The organism is Pseudomonas sp. St290 (assembly GCF_018325805.1).
Classification (GTDB): Bacteria; Pseudomonadota; Gammaproteobacteria; order Pseudomonadales; family Pseudomonadaceae; genus Aquipseudomonas; species Aquipseudomonas bijieensis.
This window is the reverse complement of the sequence record NZ_AP014703.1, coordinates 25,747-41,366: the sequence shown is the minus strand read 5'-3', so window position 1 is coordinate 41,366 and position 15,620 is coordinate 25,747. Positions and strand designations below refer to the sequence as shown.

At 61.1% G+C, this 15,620-nt stretch carries 15 protein-coding genes; 10 read left to right on the top strand and 5 right to left on the bottom strand.

The genetic code is table 11. The features are described from left to right. Nucleotides 1-123 precede the first annotated feature (123 nt). Nucleotides 124-735: a c-type cytochrome gene (locus tag PBDP_RS00190; protein WP_109752861.1), complete on the bottom strand. Its 612-nt coding sequence runs from the start codon at nucleotides 733-735 to the stop codon at nucleotides 124-126. A 46-nt stretch (nucleotides 736-781) separates the two neighbouring features. Further along, on the bottom strand, nucleotides 782-1,072 hold the full coding sequence (locus tag PBDP_RS00185; protein ID WP_003196231.1) for a c-type cytochrome: 291 nt from the start codon (nucleotides 1,070-1,072) through the stop codon (nucleotides 782-784). Between the two features lie 191 nt (nucleotides 1,073-1,263). Between PBDP_RS00185 and yihA the strand changes: the two genes are divergently transcribed. Next, nucleotides 1,264-1,905 carry a ribosome biogenesis GTP-binding protein YihA/YsxC gene (gene yihA, locus PBDP_RS00180; RefSeq protein WP_116833823.1) on the top strand — a complete coding sequence of 214 codons (642 nt, stop codon included), beginning with the start codon at nucleotides 1,264-1,266 and terminating at the stop codon, nucleotides 1,903-1,905. Nucleotides 1,906-2,317: 412 nt separating this feature from the next. On the opposite strand, the gene polA is transcribed toward yihA, so the two are convergent. Then, nucleotides 2,318-5,086 (bottom strand): DNA polymerase I, encoded by a 2,769-nt coding sequence (polA, locus tag PBDP_RS00175; protein ID WP_212801663.1) that lies wholly within the window; start codon nucleotides 5,084-5,086, stop codon nucleotides 2,318-2,320. 74 nt (nucleotides 5,087-5,160) lie between these two features. Between polA and PBDP_RS00170 the strand changes: the two genes are divergently transcribed. Together PBDP_RS00170 and PBDP_RS00165 are read left to right on the top strand one after the other, a co-directional pair. Further along, on the top strand, nucleotides 5,161-5,448 hold the full coding sequence (locus PBDP_RS00170; RefSeq protein WP_014335817.1) for a DUF2782 domain-containing protein: 288 nt from the start codon (nucleotides 5,161-5,163) through the stop codon (nucleotides 5,446-5,448). A 59-nt stretch (nucleotides 5,449-5,507) separates the two neighbouring features. Further along, nucleotides 5,508-6,458 (top strand): homoserine kinase, encoded by a 951-nt coding sequence (locus PBDP_RS00165; RefSeq protein ID WP_212801662.1) that lies wholly within the window; start codon nucleotides 5,508-5,510, stop codon nucleotides 6,456-6,458. A 173-nt stretch (nucleotides 6,459-6,631) separates the two neighbouring features. Here the strand turns inward: PBDP_RS00165 and znuA are convergent, their stop codons facing one another. Then, entirely contained in the window at nucleotides 6,632-7,561 is a 930-nt protein-coding gene (gene znuA / locus PBDP_RS00160; protein ID WP_109752857.1) for a zinc ABC transporter substrate-binding protein ZnuA, read from the bottom strand. Nucleotides 7,562-7,627: 66 nt separating this feature from the next. Between znuA and zur the strand changes: the two genes are divergently transcribed. The 4 genes from zur to PBDP_RS00140 are packed head-to-tail and all read left to right on the top strand — an operon-like array spanning nucleotide 7,628 to nucleotide 10,424. After that, nucleotides 7,628-8,110, top strand: coding sequence for a zinc uptake transcriptional repressor Zur (gene zur / locus PBDP_RS00155; protein ID WP_109752856.1), 483 nt, complete (start codon nucleotides 7,628-7,630; stop codon nucleotides 8,108-8,110). Beyond that, complete coding sequence (gene znuC / locus PBDP_RS00150) at nucleotides 8,110-8,892, top strand: zinc ABC transporter ATP-binding protein ZnuC (protein ID WP_109752855.1); 783 nt, start codon at nucleotides 8,110-8,112, stop codon at nucleotides 8,890-8,892. The genes zur and znuC overlap by 1 nt, the downstream gene beginning before the upstream one ends. Next, nucleotides 8,885-9,673 (top strand): zinc ABC transporter permease subunit ZnuB, encoded by a 789-nt coding sequence (znuB, locus tag PBDP_RS00145; RefSeq protein ID WP_109752854.1) that lies wholly within the window; start codon nucleotides 8,885-8,887, stop codon nucleotides 9,671-9,673. Before znuC ends, znuB begins: the two co-directional genes overlap by 8 nt. Nucleotides 9,674-9,710: 37 nt before the next feature. After that, nucleotides 9,711-10,424 carry a PA5502 family lipoprotein gene (locus PBDP_RS00140; protein ID WP_212801661.1) on the top strand — a complete coding sequence of 238 codons (714 nt, stop codon included), beginning with the start codon at nucleotides 9,711-9,713 and terminating at the stop codon, nucleotides 10,422-10,424. A 118-nt stretch (nucleotides 10,425-10,542) separates the two neighbouring features. On the opposite strand, the gene katE is transcribed toward PBDP_RS00140, so the two are convergent. Further along, on the bottom strand, nucleotides 10,543-12,735 hold the full coding sequence (katE, locus tag PBDP_RS00135) for a catalase HPII (RefSeq protein WP_212802466.1): 2,193 nt from the start codon (nucleotides 12,733-12,735) through the stop codon (nucleotides 10,543-10,545). 210 nt (nucleotides 12,736-12,945) lie between these two features. On the opposite strand from katE, the gene PBDP_RS00130 reads away from it, so the two are divergent. From PBDP_RS00130 to PBDP_RS00120, 3 genes are all read left to right on the top strand, one after another. Next, nucleotides 12,946-13,953 carry a methionine ABC transporter ATP-binding protein gene (locus PBDP_RS00130; protein ID WP_109752851.1) on the top strand — a complete coding sequence of 336 codons (1,008 nt, stop codon included), beginning with the start codon at nucleotides 12,946-12,948 and terminating at the stop codon, nucleotides 13,951-13,953. Then, entirely contained in the window at nucleotides 13,953-14,627 is a 675-nt protein-coding gene (locus tag PBDP_RS00125) for a methionine ABC transporter permease (RefSeq protein ID WP_003196204.1), read from the top strand. The genes PBDP_RS00130 and PBDP_RS00125 overlap by 1 nt, the downstream gene beginning before the upstream one ends. Before the next feature lie 79 nt (nucleotides 14,628-14,706). Continuing rightward, nucleotides 14,707-15,480, top strand: a complete 774-nt coding sequence (locus PBDP_RS00120) for a MetQ/NlpA family ABC transporter substrate-binding protein (protein ID WP_212801660.1) — start codon at nucleotides 14,707-14,709, stop codon at nucleotides 15,478-15,480. The last annotated feature ends 140 nt before the right edge of the window (nucleotides 15,481-15,620 follow it).

Sequence of the window (15,620 nt, the reverse complement as noted above, 5' to 3'; positions counted from 1 at the left end):
TAGTGTAACGGCAGCGGCCACAAAAAAGGGCGGCCAAAGCCACCCTTTTGATGCTCGCATCGACAGATTAATCGAGCGTTAACGTTGCAAGCGGTGTTCCCCTCGCAACGCTCGCCAATGGCCTTAGTGCAGGCCCTGGATGTAGCTCGACACGGCTGCGATATCTTCGTCGCTCAGCTTCTTGGCGATGCTCTGCATGGGCTTGGTGTCGCCATCGTTGGTCCGGCCGCCTTCTTCTTTGCGGAAATCGGTCAGTTGCTTGCCGACGTACTGGGCATGCTGGCCGCCCAGGTGAGGGAAACCGGCAGCGGCGTTGCCCTTGCCGTCAGGCGAGTGGCAACCGGTGCAGGCTGGAAGCCCTTTGTCCAGGTTACCGCCGCGGAACAGCGCTTCACCACGGGCCACGAGTTTCGGATCGGCAGCGCCGACGCTACCTTTCTGGCTGGCGAAATACGCCGCGATGTCCGCCAGGTCCTGATCGCTCAGGTTGTTCAGCAAGCCGGTCATCTCCAGCACCGTGCGCTTGCCGGACTTGATGTCGTGCAGTTGCTTGTTCAGGTAACGCTCGCCCTGGCCCGCCAGTTTCGGAAAGTTGGGCGCCATGCTATTGCCATCCGGGCCATGGCAGGCCCCGCATACGGCCGCTTTCGCCTGACCGGCAGCGGCATCGCCAGCGGCGTGGGCTACGCCGGATATCCCCAAGGTCAACAGCAGACTCACGATCAGTTTGTTCATCAGCTAATCCAACTACGGCTAAGGGTTAAAGAGTTATGGACCGGGTTCACTCGCTCATCCACTGGATGATGGCTCGGTAATCCTCGGCACTGCAGTCCATGCACAAACCACGCGGCGGCATCGCCTTGAAACCCTGGGTCACGTGTTGCACCAGCGTCTCCATACCTTTCGCCAACCTCGGCGTCCAAGCTTCCTGATCGCCCTTGCGGGGCGCCATGGGGAGTTGGCCGGAATGACAGGCACCACAAACACGGTTGTACACAGCTTCCGGATCCTGTGTAGCCTGAGCGCTGTAAAGCGGCATCAAGACACCGGCAGCTAGCAGCCATTTCGTCATAAAACGACCTTTTCAGGGTTGGGAACGAGCTGCGTTCTAATGCGCAATTTCGGTCGGTCGCTCCCGTGTGCTTCATCCTACGCTGGGACAAAGCGCACACAAAATCTGCGGCATTATATACTGGCGTCACTGAAACGGAAACGACACAGCTTGCCGCGTCCATTCCCGACGCCGCCCACATCGGAAATCCCATGCAACTGAAGAACCCCATCCTTGGCCTGTGCCAACAGTCCACCTTCATGCTCAGCGCCGCCAAAGTCGATCAATGCCCCGACGACGAAGGCTTTGAAGTGGCTTTTGCCGGGCGTTCCAATGCCGGCAAATCCAGCGCGCTGAACACCCTGACCCATGCCAGCCTGGCACGCACCTCGAAAACCCCGGGCCGCACGCAGCTCTTGAACTTCTTCAAGCTAGACGATGAACGCCGTTTGGTCGACCTGCCCGGCTACGGCTACGCGAAAGTGCCGATCCCGCTCAAGCAACACTGGCAGCGCCACCTGGAAGCCTACCTGGGCAGCCGCGAGAGTTTGAAAGGCCTGATCCTGATGATGGACATCCGCCATCCGATGACCGACTTCGACCTGCTGATGCTCGACTGGGCGGTCGCCAGTGGCATGCCGATGCACATCCTGCTGACCAAGGCCGACAAGCTCACCTACGGCGCGGCAAAAAATACGTTGCTCAAAGTGCAGTCGGAGATTCGCAAAGGGTGGGGCGACACGATCACCATCCAGTTGTTCTCGGCCCCCAAGCGCATGGGCCTGGAAGAGGCCTACACTGTATTGGCCGACTGGATGGAATTGGCGGACAAGGGCAGCGAAACGGCGGAATAAGCCAAATCGCAGGCAAAAAAAACCCCGGACTTCTTATGGGGAGGGGGAAGTTCGGGGTCCAAGTTCCGGACCGCTAGGGCGGGGTCCAGATATCTGCCAACACTTAACACAACATAGGAGCATTGAAGGGCTTCACCAGCCATTCAAAATCTCTGAGTGGCAATTCACCGGTTTAGTTCAGATTATTTTTGGAAATAGCCTTAGGAAGTTTCCGAACTAATAAACCGGGTGATTCACTGTGGCGAGGGGATTTATCCCCGCTGGGCTGCGCAGCAGCCCCCAAAAAGCCGAATGCAATCAGCTGACACACTGAGGTGAAAGGTCTTAGGGCTGCTTCGCAGCCCAGCGGGGATAAATCCCCTCGCCACAGGGCTCACCCTATCCCCAGTTCGTTCAGTCCAGCCGTTACGACTCAGTGCGCCTCGTCCCAGTTATTGCCCACGCCCACCTCCACCAGCAGCGGCACGTCCAGGGTGGCGGCGGCGCTCATGTGCTGGCGGATTTCCTCGCGCACCTGGTCGACCAGGTCTTCCCGCACTTCCAGCACCAGTTCGTCGTGTACCTGCAGGATAACCTTGGCATCCAGCCCTGACGTGGTCAGCCAGCGATCCACCGCCACCATGGCTTTCTTGATGATGTCGGCCGCCGTGCCCTGCATCGGCGCGTTGATGGCGGTACGCTCGGCGCCTTTGCGCAGGGCCGGGTTTTTCGCGTTGATGTCCGGCAGGTACAACCGGCGGCCGAAAATGGTTTCGACAAAACCTTGCTCGGCCGCCTGGGCGCGGGTGCGCTCCATGTACGCCAGCACACCTGGGTAGCGGGCGAAGTAGCGGTCGATGTAGGCCTGGGACTGCTTGCGATCGACACCAATCTGCTTGGCCAGGCCGAACGCGCTCATGCCATAGATCAAACCGAAGTTGATTGCCTTGGCGCTGCGGCGCTGGTCATGGGTGACTGCCTCCAGCTCGACACCAAAAACCTCGGCCGCCGTCGCCCGGTGCACATCCAGATTATTGCGGAAGGCATGGAGCAGGCCTTCATCCTTGGCCAGGTGCGCCATGATCCGCAATTCGATCTGCGAGTAGTCCGCCGCCAACAGCTTGTAGCCTTTCGGCGCGATGAAGGCCTGGCGGATGCGTCGACCTTCGGCGGTGCGAATCGGGATGTTCTGCAGGTTCGGGTCGATGGACGACAGACGCCCGGTAGCGGCCACGGCCTGTTGATAATTGGTATGAACGCGACCGGTGCGGCTGTTGATCTGTTCCGGCAGGCGATCGGTGTAGGTGCTCTTGAGCTTGCTCAGCGAGCGGTACTGCATCAGCACCTTGGGCAGCGGGTAATCCTGCTCCGCCAACTCGGCGAGCACCGCTTCGGCGGTGGACGCCTGGCCCTTGGCGGTTTTGCTGAGCACCGGCAAGCCGAGTTTTTCGTAGAGGATCACACCCAATTGCTTCGGCGAGCCCAGGTTGAATTCCTCGCCGGCGATGGCAAACGCCTCACGCTCCAGGGCCACCAGCTTCTCGCCCAACTCGACACTCTGCACGCCCAGCAGGTTGGCATCGACCAACGCACCCTGGCGCTCGATACGCGCCAGGACCGGCATCAACGGCATTTCGATTTCAGTGAGCACTTTACCCAGGCTCGGCGTGGCCGCCAGCTTCTCCTGCAAGGCCTGGTGCAGGCGCAAGGTCACGTCCGCATCCTCGGCGGCGTAAGGGCCGGCCAGTTCCAGGGAGATCTGGTCGAAGGTCAGCTGTTTGACGCCTTTGCCGGCGATATCCTGGAAATCGGTCTTGCTCTGGCCCAGGTACTTGAGCGCCAGGCTGTCCATGTCGTGGCGGGTCGCGGTGGAGTCCAGCACGTAGGATTCGAGCATGGTGTCGAAGGCGATGCCCTGGACCAGGATGCCATTGTCCTGGTCGCCACCGATGGCGCAGTTGGCCAGGATATTGGTTTCGAACTTGGCGTGCTGGCCGACCTTGAGCTTGTTCGGGTTTTCCAGCAGTGGCTTGAGGGCCTTGAGCACCGCATCGCGGTCCAGTTGCTCCGGCACGCCCATGTAGGAGTGGGTCAGCGGGATGTAGGCGGCCTCGAACGGCGCAACGGCGAACGACAATCCCACCAGTTGCGAATGCTGGGCGTCGCTACCGTTGGTTTCGGTGACGAACGCGAACAGCGGCACTTTGTCGAGTTTGGCCAGCCAGGCATCGAAGCGCGCCTGATCGAGGATGACTTCGTACTTGGCCTCGGCGGCGCCGGGTTGTTCGTCGCTGACTTCAACGATCTCCTGGCCGGCACGCTTGGCGTCGCGCTGGTTTTCTTCGAACCAGCTCTTGAACTCCAGCAACGTGTACAGCTCGGCCAGTTTCTCGTGATCTGGCGTGCCCATTTGCAGGTCGTCGAGACCGACGTCCAACGGCACGTCGGTCTTGATGGTTGCCAGCTCATAGGAAAGGAACGCCATTTCCTTGTGCTCTTCAAGCTTGGCGGCCAGGGTCTTGGCACCACGGATCGGCAAAGTGGCGACGATGTCCAGTTGCGCATACAGCTCGGTCAGGCCGCCATTGACGCCCACCAGCAGGCCGGAAGCGGTCTTCGGTCCGATGCCCGGGACGCCCGGGATGTTGTCGGACGAATCGCCCATCAACGCCAGGTAATCGATGATCTGCTCGGGAGCGACGCCAAACTTCTCCTTCACGCCAGCCACGTCCAGGGCGCTACCGGTCATGGTATTGACCAAGGTAATGTGCCCATCGACCAACTGCGCCATGTCCTTGTCACCGGTGGAGATCACCACTGGGCGGTCGGCCGCGGCGCTGCTGCGGGCCAGGGTGCCGATTACGTCATCGGCCTCGACGTTGTCCACGCACAGCAGCGGGAAGCCCAGGGCCTTGACGCTGGCATGCAGCGGCTCGATCTGCACGCGCATGTCGTCGGGCATGCTCGGGCGGTTGGCCTTGTATTCGGCGTACAGCGCATCGCGAAATGTCCCACCCTTGGCGTCGAACACCACCGCGAACGGACTGTCCGGATACTGCTTGCGCAGGCTCTTGAGCATGTTCAGCACGCCCTTGACCGCACCGGTCGGCAGGCCTTTGGAGGTGGTCAGCGGTGGCAGCGCGTGAAAGGCGCGGTACAGATAAGAAGAACCGTCCACCAGGACGAGGGGGGCTTGGCTCATGAGCAGGATCAACCTTTTCGGCGGGTCCGGGGCTAGAATAGCGGGACCGTTGACGACAAAGGGACAAGGTTATCATGCGTACACTAAATCGCCTGTTACTGGCTGGCTTGTTTGCAATTACACCGTTGGCCGTCATGGCAGCGGATGACGCCCCCTCGGCGGACCCGGACGTCACCATCCGCACCGAAGGTGATAGAACCATTCAGGAGTATCGGCAAAACGGATTTTTGTACGCGATCAAGGTCACGCCCAAGAACGGCAAGCCTTATTTCCTGGTACGCGCCGATGGCACTGATGCAAACTTCATCCGCTCGGACCAGCCGGATATGCTGATTCCGTCGTGGAAAATCTTTGAGTGGTAATACCGCTCGCGACTTCAACCGGCGCCCGCTGAAGGGCGCCCGTACTGGCAGTTTTAACCATGTCTGTGTTCACCCCCCTGGCTCGGCCCGAGCTGGAAACCTTTCTCGCCCCTTACGGGCTTGGCCGTCTGCTTGATTTCCAGGGGATCGCCGCCGGCAGCGAAAACACCAATTTCTTCATCAGCCTGGAGCAGGGCGAATTCGTCCTGACCCTGGTCGAGCGCGGCCCGGTGCAGGAAATGCCGTTCTTCATCGAACTGCTGGACGTGCTGCATGACGCCGACCTGCCGGTGCCTTATGCCTTGCGCACCACCGACGGCGTGGCACTGCGGGAACTGGCGGGCAAACCGGCACTGTTGCAACCGCGCCTGGCAGGCAAGCACATCAAGCAGGCCAACGCGCAACATTGCGCCCAGGTCGGCGAGTTGCTGGCGCACCTGCACCTGGCGACCAAAGACAACATGATCAAGCGCAAGACCGACCGCGGCCTGGACTGGATGCAGGAGGAGGGCGCCAAGCTACTGTCGCACCTCGATACCGAGCCCCGTAGGCTCCTTCAGGTTGCGCTGGACGAAATTTCGTCGCAAAAGGTAGGCATCCTGGCGCTGCCCCGGGCCAACATCCATGCGGATCTGTTCCGCGACAATGCAATGTTCGAAGGCACGCACCTGACCGGGTTGATCGACTTCTACAACGCCTGCTCAGGGCCGATGCTGTATGACGTCGCCATTGCCTTGAACGACTGGTGCTCGGACGACGACGGTGTGCTCGATGGCGCGCGGGCGCGGGCGTTGCTGGGGGCCTATGCGGCGCTGCGACCGTTCACTCCCGCCGAGGCCGAACTCTGGCCGACCATGCTGCGCGTGGCGTGCGTGCGGTTCTGGCTGTCGCGGTTGATCGCCGCCGAATCGTTTGCCGGGCAGGATGTGTTGATTCACGATCCGATGGAGTTCCAGCAGCGGCTGGCGCAGCGGCAGACGATTCACGCACAGTTGCCTTTCGCTTTATAGCAGCAGGCAAGCGCGAATCTGAATGCTCTTGTGGCGAGGGGATTTATCCCCGCTGGGGCGCGAAGCGGCCCTCAAGAAATATCTGCCGCCGCAGCTCATCAGACCGAAAGCAAGGGGCTGCTGCGCAGCCCAGCGGGGATAAATCCCCTCGCCACAGGTTTTGCGTTGGCAGGCTATAGCGACTCCAGGCACCCCGCCAAATCATTGCCCAACTTCTCCAACAACTGCTCATACCCCTGCGCCGTCGCCGGGGTATAGCCGCCCAGTGCATCCAGTTCCGCCAGCTTCACCGGCAACCCGGCCACCAGGGTTTCGGCCAGGCGCGGGCGCAGCGGTGGTTCGCTGAACACGCAGGTCTTGCCCACCGCTTGCAAGCGCGTGCGCATCGCCGCCACGTGCTGGGCACCGGGCTGGACTTCGGCAGCCACGGCGAACACCCCGGCGTGCTTGAGGCCGTAGTTGTCTTCGAAATAATCAAACGCTTCGTGGAACACGAAATACGGCTTGCCCGCGACCCCGGCCAGGCGCGCCTTCAAGCGTGTATCCAGGGCGTCGAGACGCTGGTTGAAACCCTTGAGGTTGCTTTGATAGCGGGCAGCGTTGGCCGGATCCGCCGCGCTCAGGTCAGCCGCCATTTTCGCCGCGATCACCCGCGCATTGAGCGGCGAGAGCCACAAGTGGGCATCCACGCTGCCGGGGCGATGGTCGTGATCGTGTTCATCGCCGTCATGATCATCGTCCTCGTGGGAGGCGCTGTCCTGGGCGAAGTGACGCAACTTGAGCCCCGGCAGATCCTGCACCGCGACGGAGGGCAGGGTACGACCGTTCAACACTCGCGGCAGGAAACCTTCCATGTCGGGCCCAATCCAGTACAGCAAGTCCACTGACTGCACCTTCCGTACGTCGGATGGCCGCAAGGCATAGTGATGCGGCGAAGCACCGGGAGGCAGCAACACTTCCGGAACCGCCACGCCGTCCTGTACCGCAGCGGCAATCAGCTGTAACGGCTTGATGCTGGTGAGCACCTTGACGTCGGCCTGGGCCGGGCCAATCAGTAGAAAACTTGCGACAAAAACGACAAAGAGCGAAAAAAATCGGGACACGATGACCACTCGTAGAGGCGAGAACGGGTAACATAATAACGTCTCTCACTAAACTCGTCGCTGCCCATGCCTATTACACCCCTTGCCAGTCGTCCCCACGATCACTCCCACTGCGTGCACAGCGCGCTGTCCGAGGCCGATGCCATCTGCGCGCGCCAGGGGTTGCGCCTGACCGCCTTGCGTCGGCGCGTGTTGGAATTGGTCTGGCAGAGCCACAAGCCGCTGGGCGCCTACGACATCCTCGCCGTGCTCAGCGAGCAGGACGGCCGCCGCGCCGCGCCGCCGACGGTCTATCGGGCACTGGATTTCCTCCTGGAAAACGGCCTGGTACATCGCATTTCGTCGCTGAACGCCTTCGTCGGCTGCAACCATCCGGAGCACGCCCACCAAGGCCAGTTCCTGATCTGCCGCGAATGCCATGCGGCCATCGAGCTGGAGCAGAAGTCCATCAGCGATGCGATCATCGCCAGCGCCAAAGAAGTCGGCTTCGTGGTCGATACCCAGACCGTCGAAGTGGTCGGTCTGTGCTCCGGCTGCCAGGGGGCCTGATGAGCAATGCGTTGATCCGCCTTGAGCAGGTGGCCGTGACGTTCGCCGGACAGAGCGTGCTGGACAACATCCAACTGAGCGTCGAGCCGGGGCAAATCGTGACCCTGATCGGCCCCAACGGCGCCGGCAAGACCACGCTGGTGCGCGCCGTGCTCGGTTTGCTCAAGCCCGACAGCGGCAGTGTCTGGCGCAAGCCAAAGCTGCGGGTCGGCTACATGCCGCAAAAACTCCACGTAGACCCGACGCTACCGCTGTCGGTGTTGCGCTTCCTGCGCCTGGTGCCTGGCGTGGACCGCGCACGGGCCTTGGCGGCCCTCAACGAAGTCGGCGCCGAACAGGTGATCGACAGCCCGGTACAAAGTGTTTCCGGTGGCGAAATGCAGCGCGTGCTGCTGGCCCGCGCTCTGCTGCGCGAGCCTGAACTGCTGGTGCTCGACGAACCGGTGCAAGGTGTCGATGTAGCGGGGCAGGCCGAGCTGTACAGCCTGATCACGCGCCTGCGCGACCGCCACGGCTGCGGCGTGCTGATGGTGTCCCACGATTTGCACCTGGTGATGAGCACCACCGACCAGGTGGTCTGCCTCAACCGCCATGTCTGCTGTTCCGGGCATCCCGAGCAGGTCAGCGGCGATCCGGCCTTCGTCGAGCTGTTCGGAAAAAACGCACAAAGCCTGGCGATTTATCACCACCACCACGATCACGCCCACGACCTGCATGGTTCAGTGGTCAGTGCCCCTTCTGCTTCCAATCATGTTCATGGAGATGGCTGCAAGCATGGCTGATTTTCTGTTGTACGCCCTGCTCGCAGGCCTGGCCCTGGCGCTGGTGGCCGGCCCCTTGGGCTCGTTCGTGGTCTGGCGGCGCATGGCTTATTTTGGCGACACCTTGTCCCACGCGGCGTTGCTCGGCGTGGCCCTGGGGTTTCTGCTGGATGTCAGCCCCGCGGTGGCGGTGACCGTTGGCTGCCTGTTGTTGGCGGTGTTGTTGGTGACGTTGCAACAGCGCCAGCCGCTGGCGTCCGACACACTGTTGGGCATTCTGGCGCCGAGCACCCTGTCCCTCGGGCTGGTGGTACTAAGCTTCATGCATGACGTGCGAATTGACCTGATGGCCTATCTGTTCGGCGATCTGTTGGCGATCAGTCCGACAGACCTGTCGTGGATCCTCGGCGGCAGCGCGGCGGTGCTGTTGTTGCTGGTGGCGCTCTGGCGGCCCTTGCTGGCCGTCACCGTGCACGAGGAACTGGCGCGCGTCGAAGGCTTGCCGGTGGTGGGTTTGCGTCTGGCACTGATGCTGCTGATTGCCGTAGTCATCGCGGTGGCGATGAAGATCGTCGGTGTCTTGCTGATCACTTCATTGCTGATCATCCCGGCGGCTGCGGCACAGCGTCACGCCCGCTCCCCGGAGCAAATGGCCCTGGGCGCGAGCCTGCTGGGCATGCTCGCGGTGTGCGGTGGATTGGCGTTGTCGTGGTTCAAGGACACCCCGGCCGGCCCGTCGATCGTGGTCAGCGCCGCTGCGTTGTTTCTGCTGAGTTTTGTCCTGCCTCGTAGAGGGGTGTAGACTTGCTCGCTTTTTGCGCAAATAGAGAGTCGCAGGAATGAAGCCGTTCGCCTCCCGTTATCTGCTCCTTGTCGCATTTTCCCTGCTGCTGGGCGCTTGCCAGAGTACACCGCCGGTCACCCAGGCCCCCGATACGCGGGGCCCGGCCATCGCGCAGCTCGAGCAAAGCCTGGCCAGCAATGAGCTGGCCACCGCTGAAGACCAGTTGGCCGCCTTGCAAGCCCAGTCGCCCGAAGACCCGTCGCTGGAACCCTACCAGCGGCAACTGGCCGAGGCGTACTTGCGTCGCAGCCAAATCGATCTGCAAAAAGGCGATGTCAACGCCGCCGCCACGGCCCTGAGCCGTGCCCGAGCCTTGATGCCCAAGGCCCCGGCGCTCACCGGCGAGGTCAACAGCGCCATTGCCGAGGCCCGCAAGGCCGAGCTGGATAAAGCCGAGGCCGCCCTCCAGGCCGCCGAAGCCAAACCGGTCGCCAAAGTGATCGATCCGAGCGCACCCAGCACCACCGTTGCGCTCAACCTCGCCGACATCCAGCAAATGCGTCGGCAACTGGATGCCATCGCCGCCGATGTGGTGAATTATCAGTGTGAGGTCAGCATCCAGGCGCCGCGTACTGATGATTATCCGTGGTTGGCGACATTGCTGACCAAGCGGGTCAAGAAACTTGATCCTGGGTTTGACCTGAAGTTGCAAAAGCAGATTTTGCGCAGCGTGCCGGCGCAGATGGTTCTAACTCCGCGTAAGCCTTAAAAAGCATCGCGAGCAGGCTCGCTCCCACAGTGATTTTGTGTCGATCACAAAACCCCATGTGGGAGCGAGCCTGCTCGCGATAGCGTCCTACCAGCAAACAATCTCTTTCAGACAACCCTCAAGCTGGAACCGCCTTCGCCTTCGGCTCCCGCGCCCAAACCCGATGCTGAGCAATCGCCGCAAAAAACCGCGAAAAACCGCTTGCCTCCGCGTCTTCGATCAACCCCGCATCCACCTCCAGCTTCAACTCCACCAACAACTGCCGGGCCTCACCATGAAGCCCAATGGCTTTCAGATGCTTGTAGGCCTCCAGCACGTAATGCAACGCCACGCCGTCGCGACTCAAGGCCTTGATCGACTCCGCGCCACCCGGTACGAACACCGCGTCAAAGGCAATCGACGGCAAGCCTTCCATGGACGCATCCACCGCTAGCTTTTTCCCATCGGCCGTAGTCACTGGCGCCGAAGTCGGCCCAAGTACTTTGGCATGGGCGCCCTCAGCCTTCAGGGCTTGCTTGAGCGCATCGATGATCGCGCCATCGACACCGTCGGCCACCAGCACCGCCACCTTGCGGGTCTTGATGTCCCCGGACAGCAGGTTCGCCTGGCTCAAGGCCGGGGACTGCTCCAGCGAAGGCTTCGGTACATCGACGGTGCCGGCGGTGGGTGCCGGCAAGCCGAGGTTCTTCGCGACCCGTCCGGCCAGTTCCAGATCGATGTTGGCGAGGATTTCGTTGACCTGCCGCGCCCGGATGAACTCCCGCTCCACCTTGCCCAGTTCGAAGCTGTAGGCGGCGATGATGTGCTCCTGCTCATGAGAGCTCATGCTCTTGTAGAACAACCGCGCTTGGGAAAAATGGTCGGCGAACGAATCGCTGCGTTGGCGGATCTTGTAGGCGTCGATGCGCTCTGGATAGCTTTCGAAGCCACCGTCCTCAGGGCCGGGCGGGGTTTCTTTCGGCCAACCGCCATCGATGGAGTTCGGCTCGTAGGAAGCGCGCCCCTTGTCGATGGTGCTGCGGTGCATGCCGTCACGCTGGCCGTTGTGCACCGGGGTAATCGCCCGGTTGATCGGCAGCTCATGAAAATTCGGCCCACCGAGTCGGCTGATTTGCGTATCGGTGTAGGAAAACAGCCGGCCCTGCAGCAACGGGTCGTTGGAAAAGTCGATGCCCGGCACGATATGCCCGGGGCAGAAGGCAACTTGCTCGACTTCGGCGAAGAAGTTGTCCGGGTTGCGGTTCAGCACCATCTTGCCCAGGGGCGTGATGGGGACCAGTTCTTCAGGGATGATCTTGGTCGGGTCGAGCAGGTCGAAATCGAACTTGTGCTCGTCTTCCTCGGCAACGATCTGTACACCAAATTCCCATTCCGGGTAGTCGCCCATCTCGATCGATTCCCAGAGATCGCGACGGTGGTAGTCGGTATCTTTACCCGCCAGTTTCTGGGCTTCGTCCCACACCAATGAACAGGTGCCGACTGTAGGGCGCCAGTGGAATTTGACGAAGCTGCTTTTGCCTTCGGCGTTGATCATGCGGAAGGTGTGCACGCCAAAGCCCTGCATGCTGCGCAGGCTTTTCGGAATGGCCCGGTCGGACATCGCCCAGATCACCATGTGCGCCGATTCCGGCACCAGCGAGACGAAATCCCAGAAGGTGTCGTGGGCCGAACCGCCGGTAGGTATTTCATTGTGCGGTTCGGGTTTCACCGCGTGGACGAAGTCTGGAAACTTCACCGCATCCTGGATGAAAAACACCGGCATGTTGTTGCCCACCAGGTCGAAGTTGCCTTCGTCGGTAAAGAACTTCACCGCAAAGCCACGCACGTCCCGCACGGTATCGCCGGAACCCCGCGGCCCTTGCACGGTGGAAAAACGCACGAACACCGGGGTTTTCTTACTCGGATCTTGTAGGAAACCGGCTTTGGTCAAGGCCGAGTGCGCATCATAGGTCTGAAAATAACCATGGGCGCCGGTACCACGAGCGTGGACGATGCGCTCCGGGATGCGCTCATGGTCAAAGTGCGTGATTTTTTCACGCATGATGAAGTCTTCCAGCAGCGAAGGCCCGCGAGCGCCGACGCGAAGGGTGTTCTGGTTATCGGCGATCTTCACGCCCTGATTGGTGCGCAATGCTTGTTCGGTGGCGTCGGAGCGAAACCGTTCCAGGCTCTCGAGCTTGGCGTTGGTGTTGCCGCGATCCAGCGTGTCGGTCCCGGCCAGTTGGCTCTTGTTGACCGTGGGCTTTTCGGTACTCATCAGGCATAACTCCTCTTTGCGATCCCCGCCGTGGCCAGGACTCTTGAGTTCGATACCGCAGGTCGGTACCTGGGCATTTTCGAGTTGCTTAATGAGTGACCGATGCCGTTTGGCTGTGTTCCTTTTTTATGGCCTTTGATCGCGTTATTGCCAAATGACAGGTCCGATCGCAAATAAATGCTAAGAACCTCTATACGGACAGGCTAAAATGCGCGCCCGGCTAACCGCTGACCCTTTTCCAACGCGCCCCACAAGGTTCGCTACGTGATCGAGTTTCAAAACGTTTATAAAACCTACCGGGTCGCCGGTAGGGATATCCCCGCCCTGCATCCGACCAGTCTGACGATTGAGAACGGTCAGGTCTTCGGCTTGATCGGCCATTCCGGTGCGGGAAAAAGTACCCTGCTGCGCCTGATCAATCGCCTGGAAGATTCCACAGGCGGCAAGATCATCGTCGACGGCGAAGAAGTCACCGCCCTGGACGCCAGCGGCCTGCGGCGTTTCCGGCAGCAGGTCGGGATGATTTTCCAGCACTTCAACCTGCTGGCGTCCAAGACCGTGGCCGACAACGTCGCGCTGCCACTGACGCTCGCGGGCGAACTGTCCCGCAGCGACATTGACCGCCGAGTGGCCGAGTTGCTGGCGCGGGTCGGGCTGTCCGACCACGCCCGCAAGTACCCGGCGCAATTGTCCGGCGGCCAGAAGCAGCGCGTCGGCATCGCCCGCGCCCTGGCGACCAAGCCGAAGATCTTGCTGTGCGACGAGGCCACCAGTGCCCTCGACCCGCAGACCACCGCCTCGGTGCTGCAACTGCTGGCGGAAATCAACCGTGAGCTGAAGCTGACCATCGTGCTGATCACCCATGAAATGGACGTGATCCGCCGCGTCTGCGATCAAGTAGCGGTGATGGACGCTGGCGTGATCGTCGAGCAAGGCCCGGTGGCCGAGGTGTTCCTGCACCCCAAGCACCCGACCACCAAGCGTTTCGTCCAGGAAGACGAGCAAATCGACGAAAGCGAACAGCGCGACGATTTCGCCCACGTGCCCGGGCGCATCGTGCGTCTGACCTTCCAGGGCGACGCGACCTACGCGCCATTGCTCGGCACCATCGCCCGGGAAACCGGCGTGGACTACAGCATCCTGGCCGGCCGCATCGACCGCATCAAAGACACCCCCTACGGGCAACTGACCCTCGCCATCACCGGCGGTGACATGGAGGCGGCGTTTGCCCGCTTCACCGCGGCCGATGTCCACATGGAGGTGCTGCGCTAATGGAACTGTTGAGTTCGTTCTTCTCCAACATCGACTGGCTGGAAATCTGGCTGGCGACGGGCGACACCTTCCTGATGCTGTTCGGTTCGCTGTTGTTTACCGTGCTGCTCGGCCTGCCGCTGGGCGTGTTGCTGTTCCTGTGCAGCCCGCGCCAGTTGCTCGAAGCCCGCGGCGTTTATGCGCTGCTGTCGCTCATCGTCAACATCCTGCGTTCGCTGCCGTTCATCATCCTGTTGATCGTGATGATCCCGTTCACGGTATTGATCACCGGCACCTCCCTGGGCGTGGCCGGCGCGATCCCGCCGCTGGTGGTCGGCGCGACACCGTTCTTTGCGCGGTTGGTGGAAACCGCCTTGCGCGAAGTCGATCGCGGCATCATCGAAGCGACCCAGGCCATGGGCGCGACCACCCGGCAGATCATCGTCAACGCCTTGCTGCCGGAAGCCCGCCCAGGCATTTTTGCAGCGATTACGGTGACAGCGATTACGCTGGTGTCCTACACGGCCATGGCCGGTGTAGTCGGTGCCGGTGGTTTGGGCGACCTGGCGATCCGTTTTGGTTACCAGCGTTTCCAGACCGATGTGATGGTGGTCACGGTGGTGTTGCTGCTGGTGCTGGTTCAGGTCCTGCAAACCGTGGGCGACAAACTGGTTGTGCATTTTTCTAGAAAATAAGGCCTCGCGGCCAATAAACCATGAGCCGGCCATTCGCTGGCAGGCGCCGAGAGCAGGCGCTTCAAAAGGAGTTAGCTGAATGAAGAAACTATTGGTTGCCTTCGCTGCCGCCGCAGCGTTTTCCGCCCACGCCGCCGACACCCTGACCGTCGCCGCCACCCCGGTGCCGCACGCGGAAATCCTCGAATTCGTCAAACCGGCCCTGGCCAAAGAAGGCGTGGACCTCAAGGTCAAAGTCTTCACCGACTACATCCAGCCGAACGTACAAGTCGCGGAAAAACGCCTGGACGCCAACTTCTTCCAGCACCAGCCGTACCTGGATGAGTTCAACAAGGCCAAGGGCACGCACCTGGTAAGCGTGGCCGGTGTGCACCTGGAACCCCTGGGCGCGTACTCCAGCAAGTACAAGTCCCTTACCGAACTGCCGGGCGGCGCCAACGTGGTCATCCCGAACGACGCCACCAACGGCGGCCGTGCGCTGTTGCTGCTGGCGAAGGCTGGGGTGATCAAGTTGAAGGATTCGAACAACATCCTGTCCACCACCAAGGACATCACCGAGAACCCGAAGGATCTGAAATTCCGTGAGCTGGAAGCAGCGACCATTCCGCGGGTGCTGACTCAGGTGGATCTGGCGTTGATCAACACCAACTATGCGTTGGAAGCCAAGCTTGATCCTTCCAAGGACGCGCTGGTGATTGAAGGTAGCGACTCGCCTTATGTGAATATCCTGGTGGCTCGTGAGGATGACAAGGACAGTGAAGCGATGAAGAAGCTGGTGGCGGCGCTGCATACGCCGGAAGTGAAGGCTTTTATTCTGGAGAAATACAAAGGGGCGGTTTTGCCGGCGTTTTGAGCTGATCAGATGGTGAAAAAAACGGGACTGCGTGGGAATGCAGGCCCGTTTTTTTTGCTCGGAAATATGCGCGTCCCGCAAAGATCTGCAAGCTCACGGACATCCATCAAATTTAATTGACCTAGTGATTGTCCCGCCGC

Excerpts from the sequence above, each read along its gene's own strand:
- PBDP_RS00190 (WP_109752861.1), bottom strand. The coding sequence starts at position 735 with ATGAACAAACTGATCGTGAGTCTGCTGTTGACCTTGGGGATATCCGGC.
- PBDP_RS00185 (WP_003196231.1), bottom strand. The coding sequence starts at position 1,072 with ATGACGAAATGGCTGCTAGCTGCCGGTGTCTTGATGCCGCTTTACAGC.
- yihA (WP_116833823.1), top strand. The coding sequence starts at position 1,264 with ATGCAACTGAAGAACCCCATCCTTGGCCTGTGCCAACAGTCCACCTTC.
- polA (WP_212801663.1), bottom strand. The coding sequence starts at position 5,086 with ATGAGCCAAGCCCCCCTCGTCCTGGTGGACGGTTCTTCTTATCTGTAC.
- PBDP_RS00170 (WP_014335817.1), top strand. The coding sequence starts at position 5,161 with ATGCGTACACTAAATCGCCTGTTACTGGCTGGCTTGTTTGCAATTACA.
- PBDP_RS00165 (WP_212801662.1), top strand. The coding sequence starts at position 5,508 with ATGTCTGTGTTCACCCCCCTGGCTCGGCCCGAGCTGGAAACCTTTCTC.
- zur (WP_109752856.1), top strand. The coding sequence starts at position 7,628 with ATGCCTATTACACCCCTTGCCAGTCGTCCCCACGATCACTCCCACTGC.
- znuC (WP_109752855.1), top strand. The coding sequence starts at position 8,110 with ATGAGCAATGCGTTGATCCGCCTTGAGCAGGTGGCCGTGACGTTCGCC.
- znuB (WP_109752854.1), top strand. The coding sequence starts at position 8,885 with ATGGCTGATTTTCTGTTGTACGCCCTGCTCGCAGGCCTGGCCCTGGCG.
- PBDP_RS00140 (WP_212801661.1), top strand. The coding sequence starts at position 9,711 with ATGAAGCCGTTCGCCTCCCGTTATCTGCTCCTTGTCGCATTTTCCCTG.
- PBDP_RS00125 (WP_003196204.1), top strand. The coding sequence starts at position 13,953 with ATGGAACTGTTGAGTTCGTTCTTCTCCAACATCGACTGGCTGGAAATC.
- PBDP_RS00120 (WP_212801660.1), top strand. The coding sequence starts at position 14,707 with ATGAAGAAACTATTGGTTGCCTTCGCTGCCGCCGCAGCGTTTTCCGCC.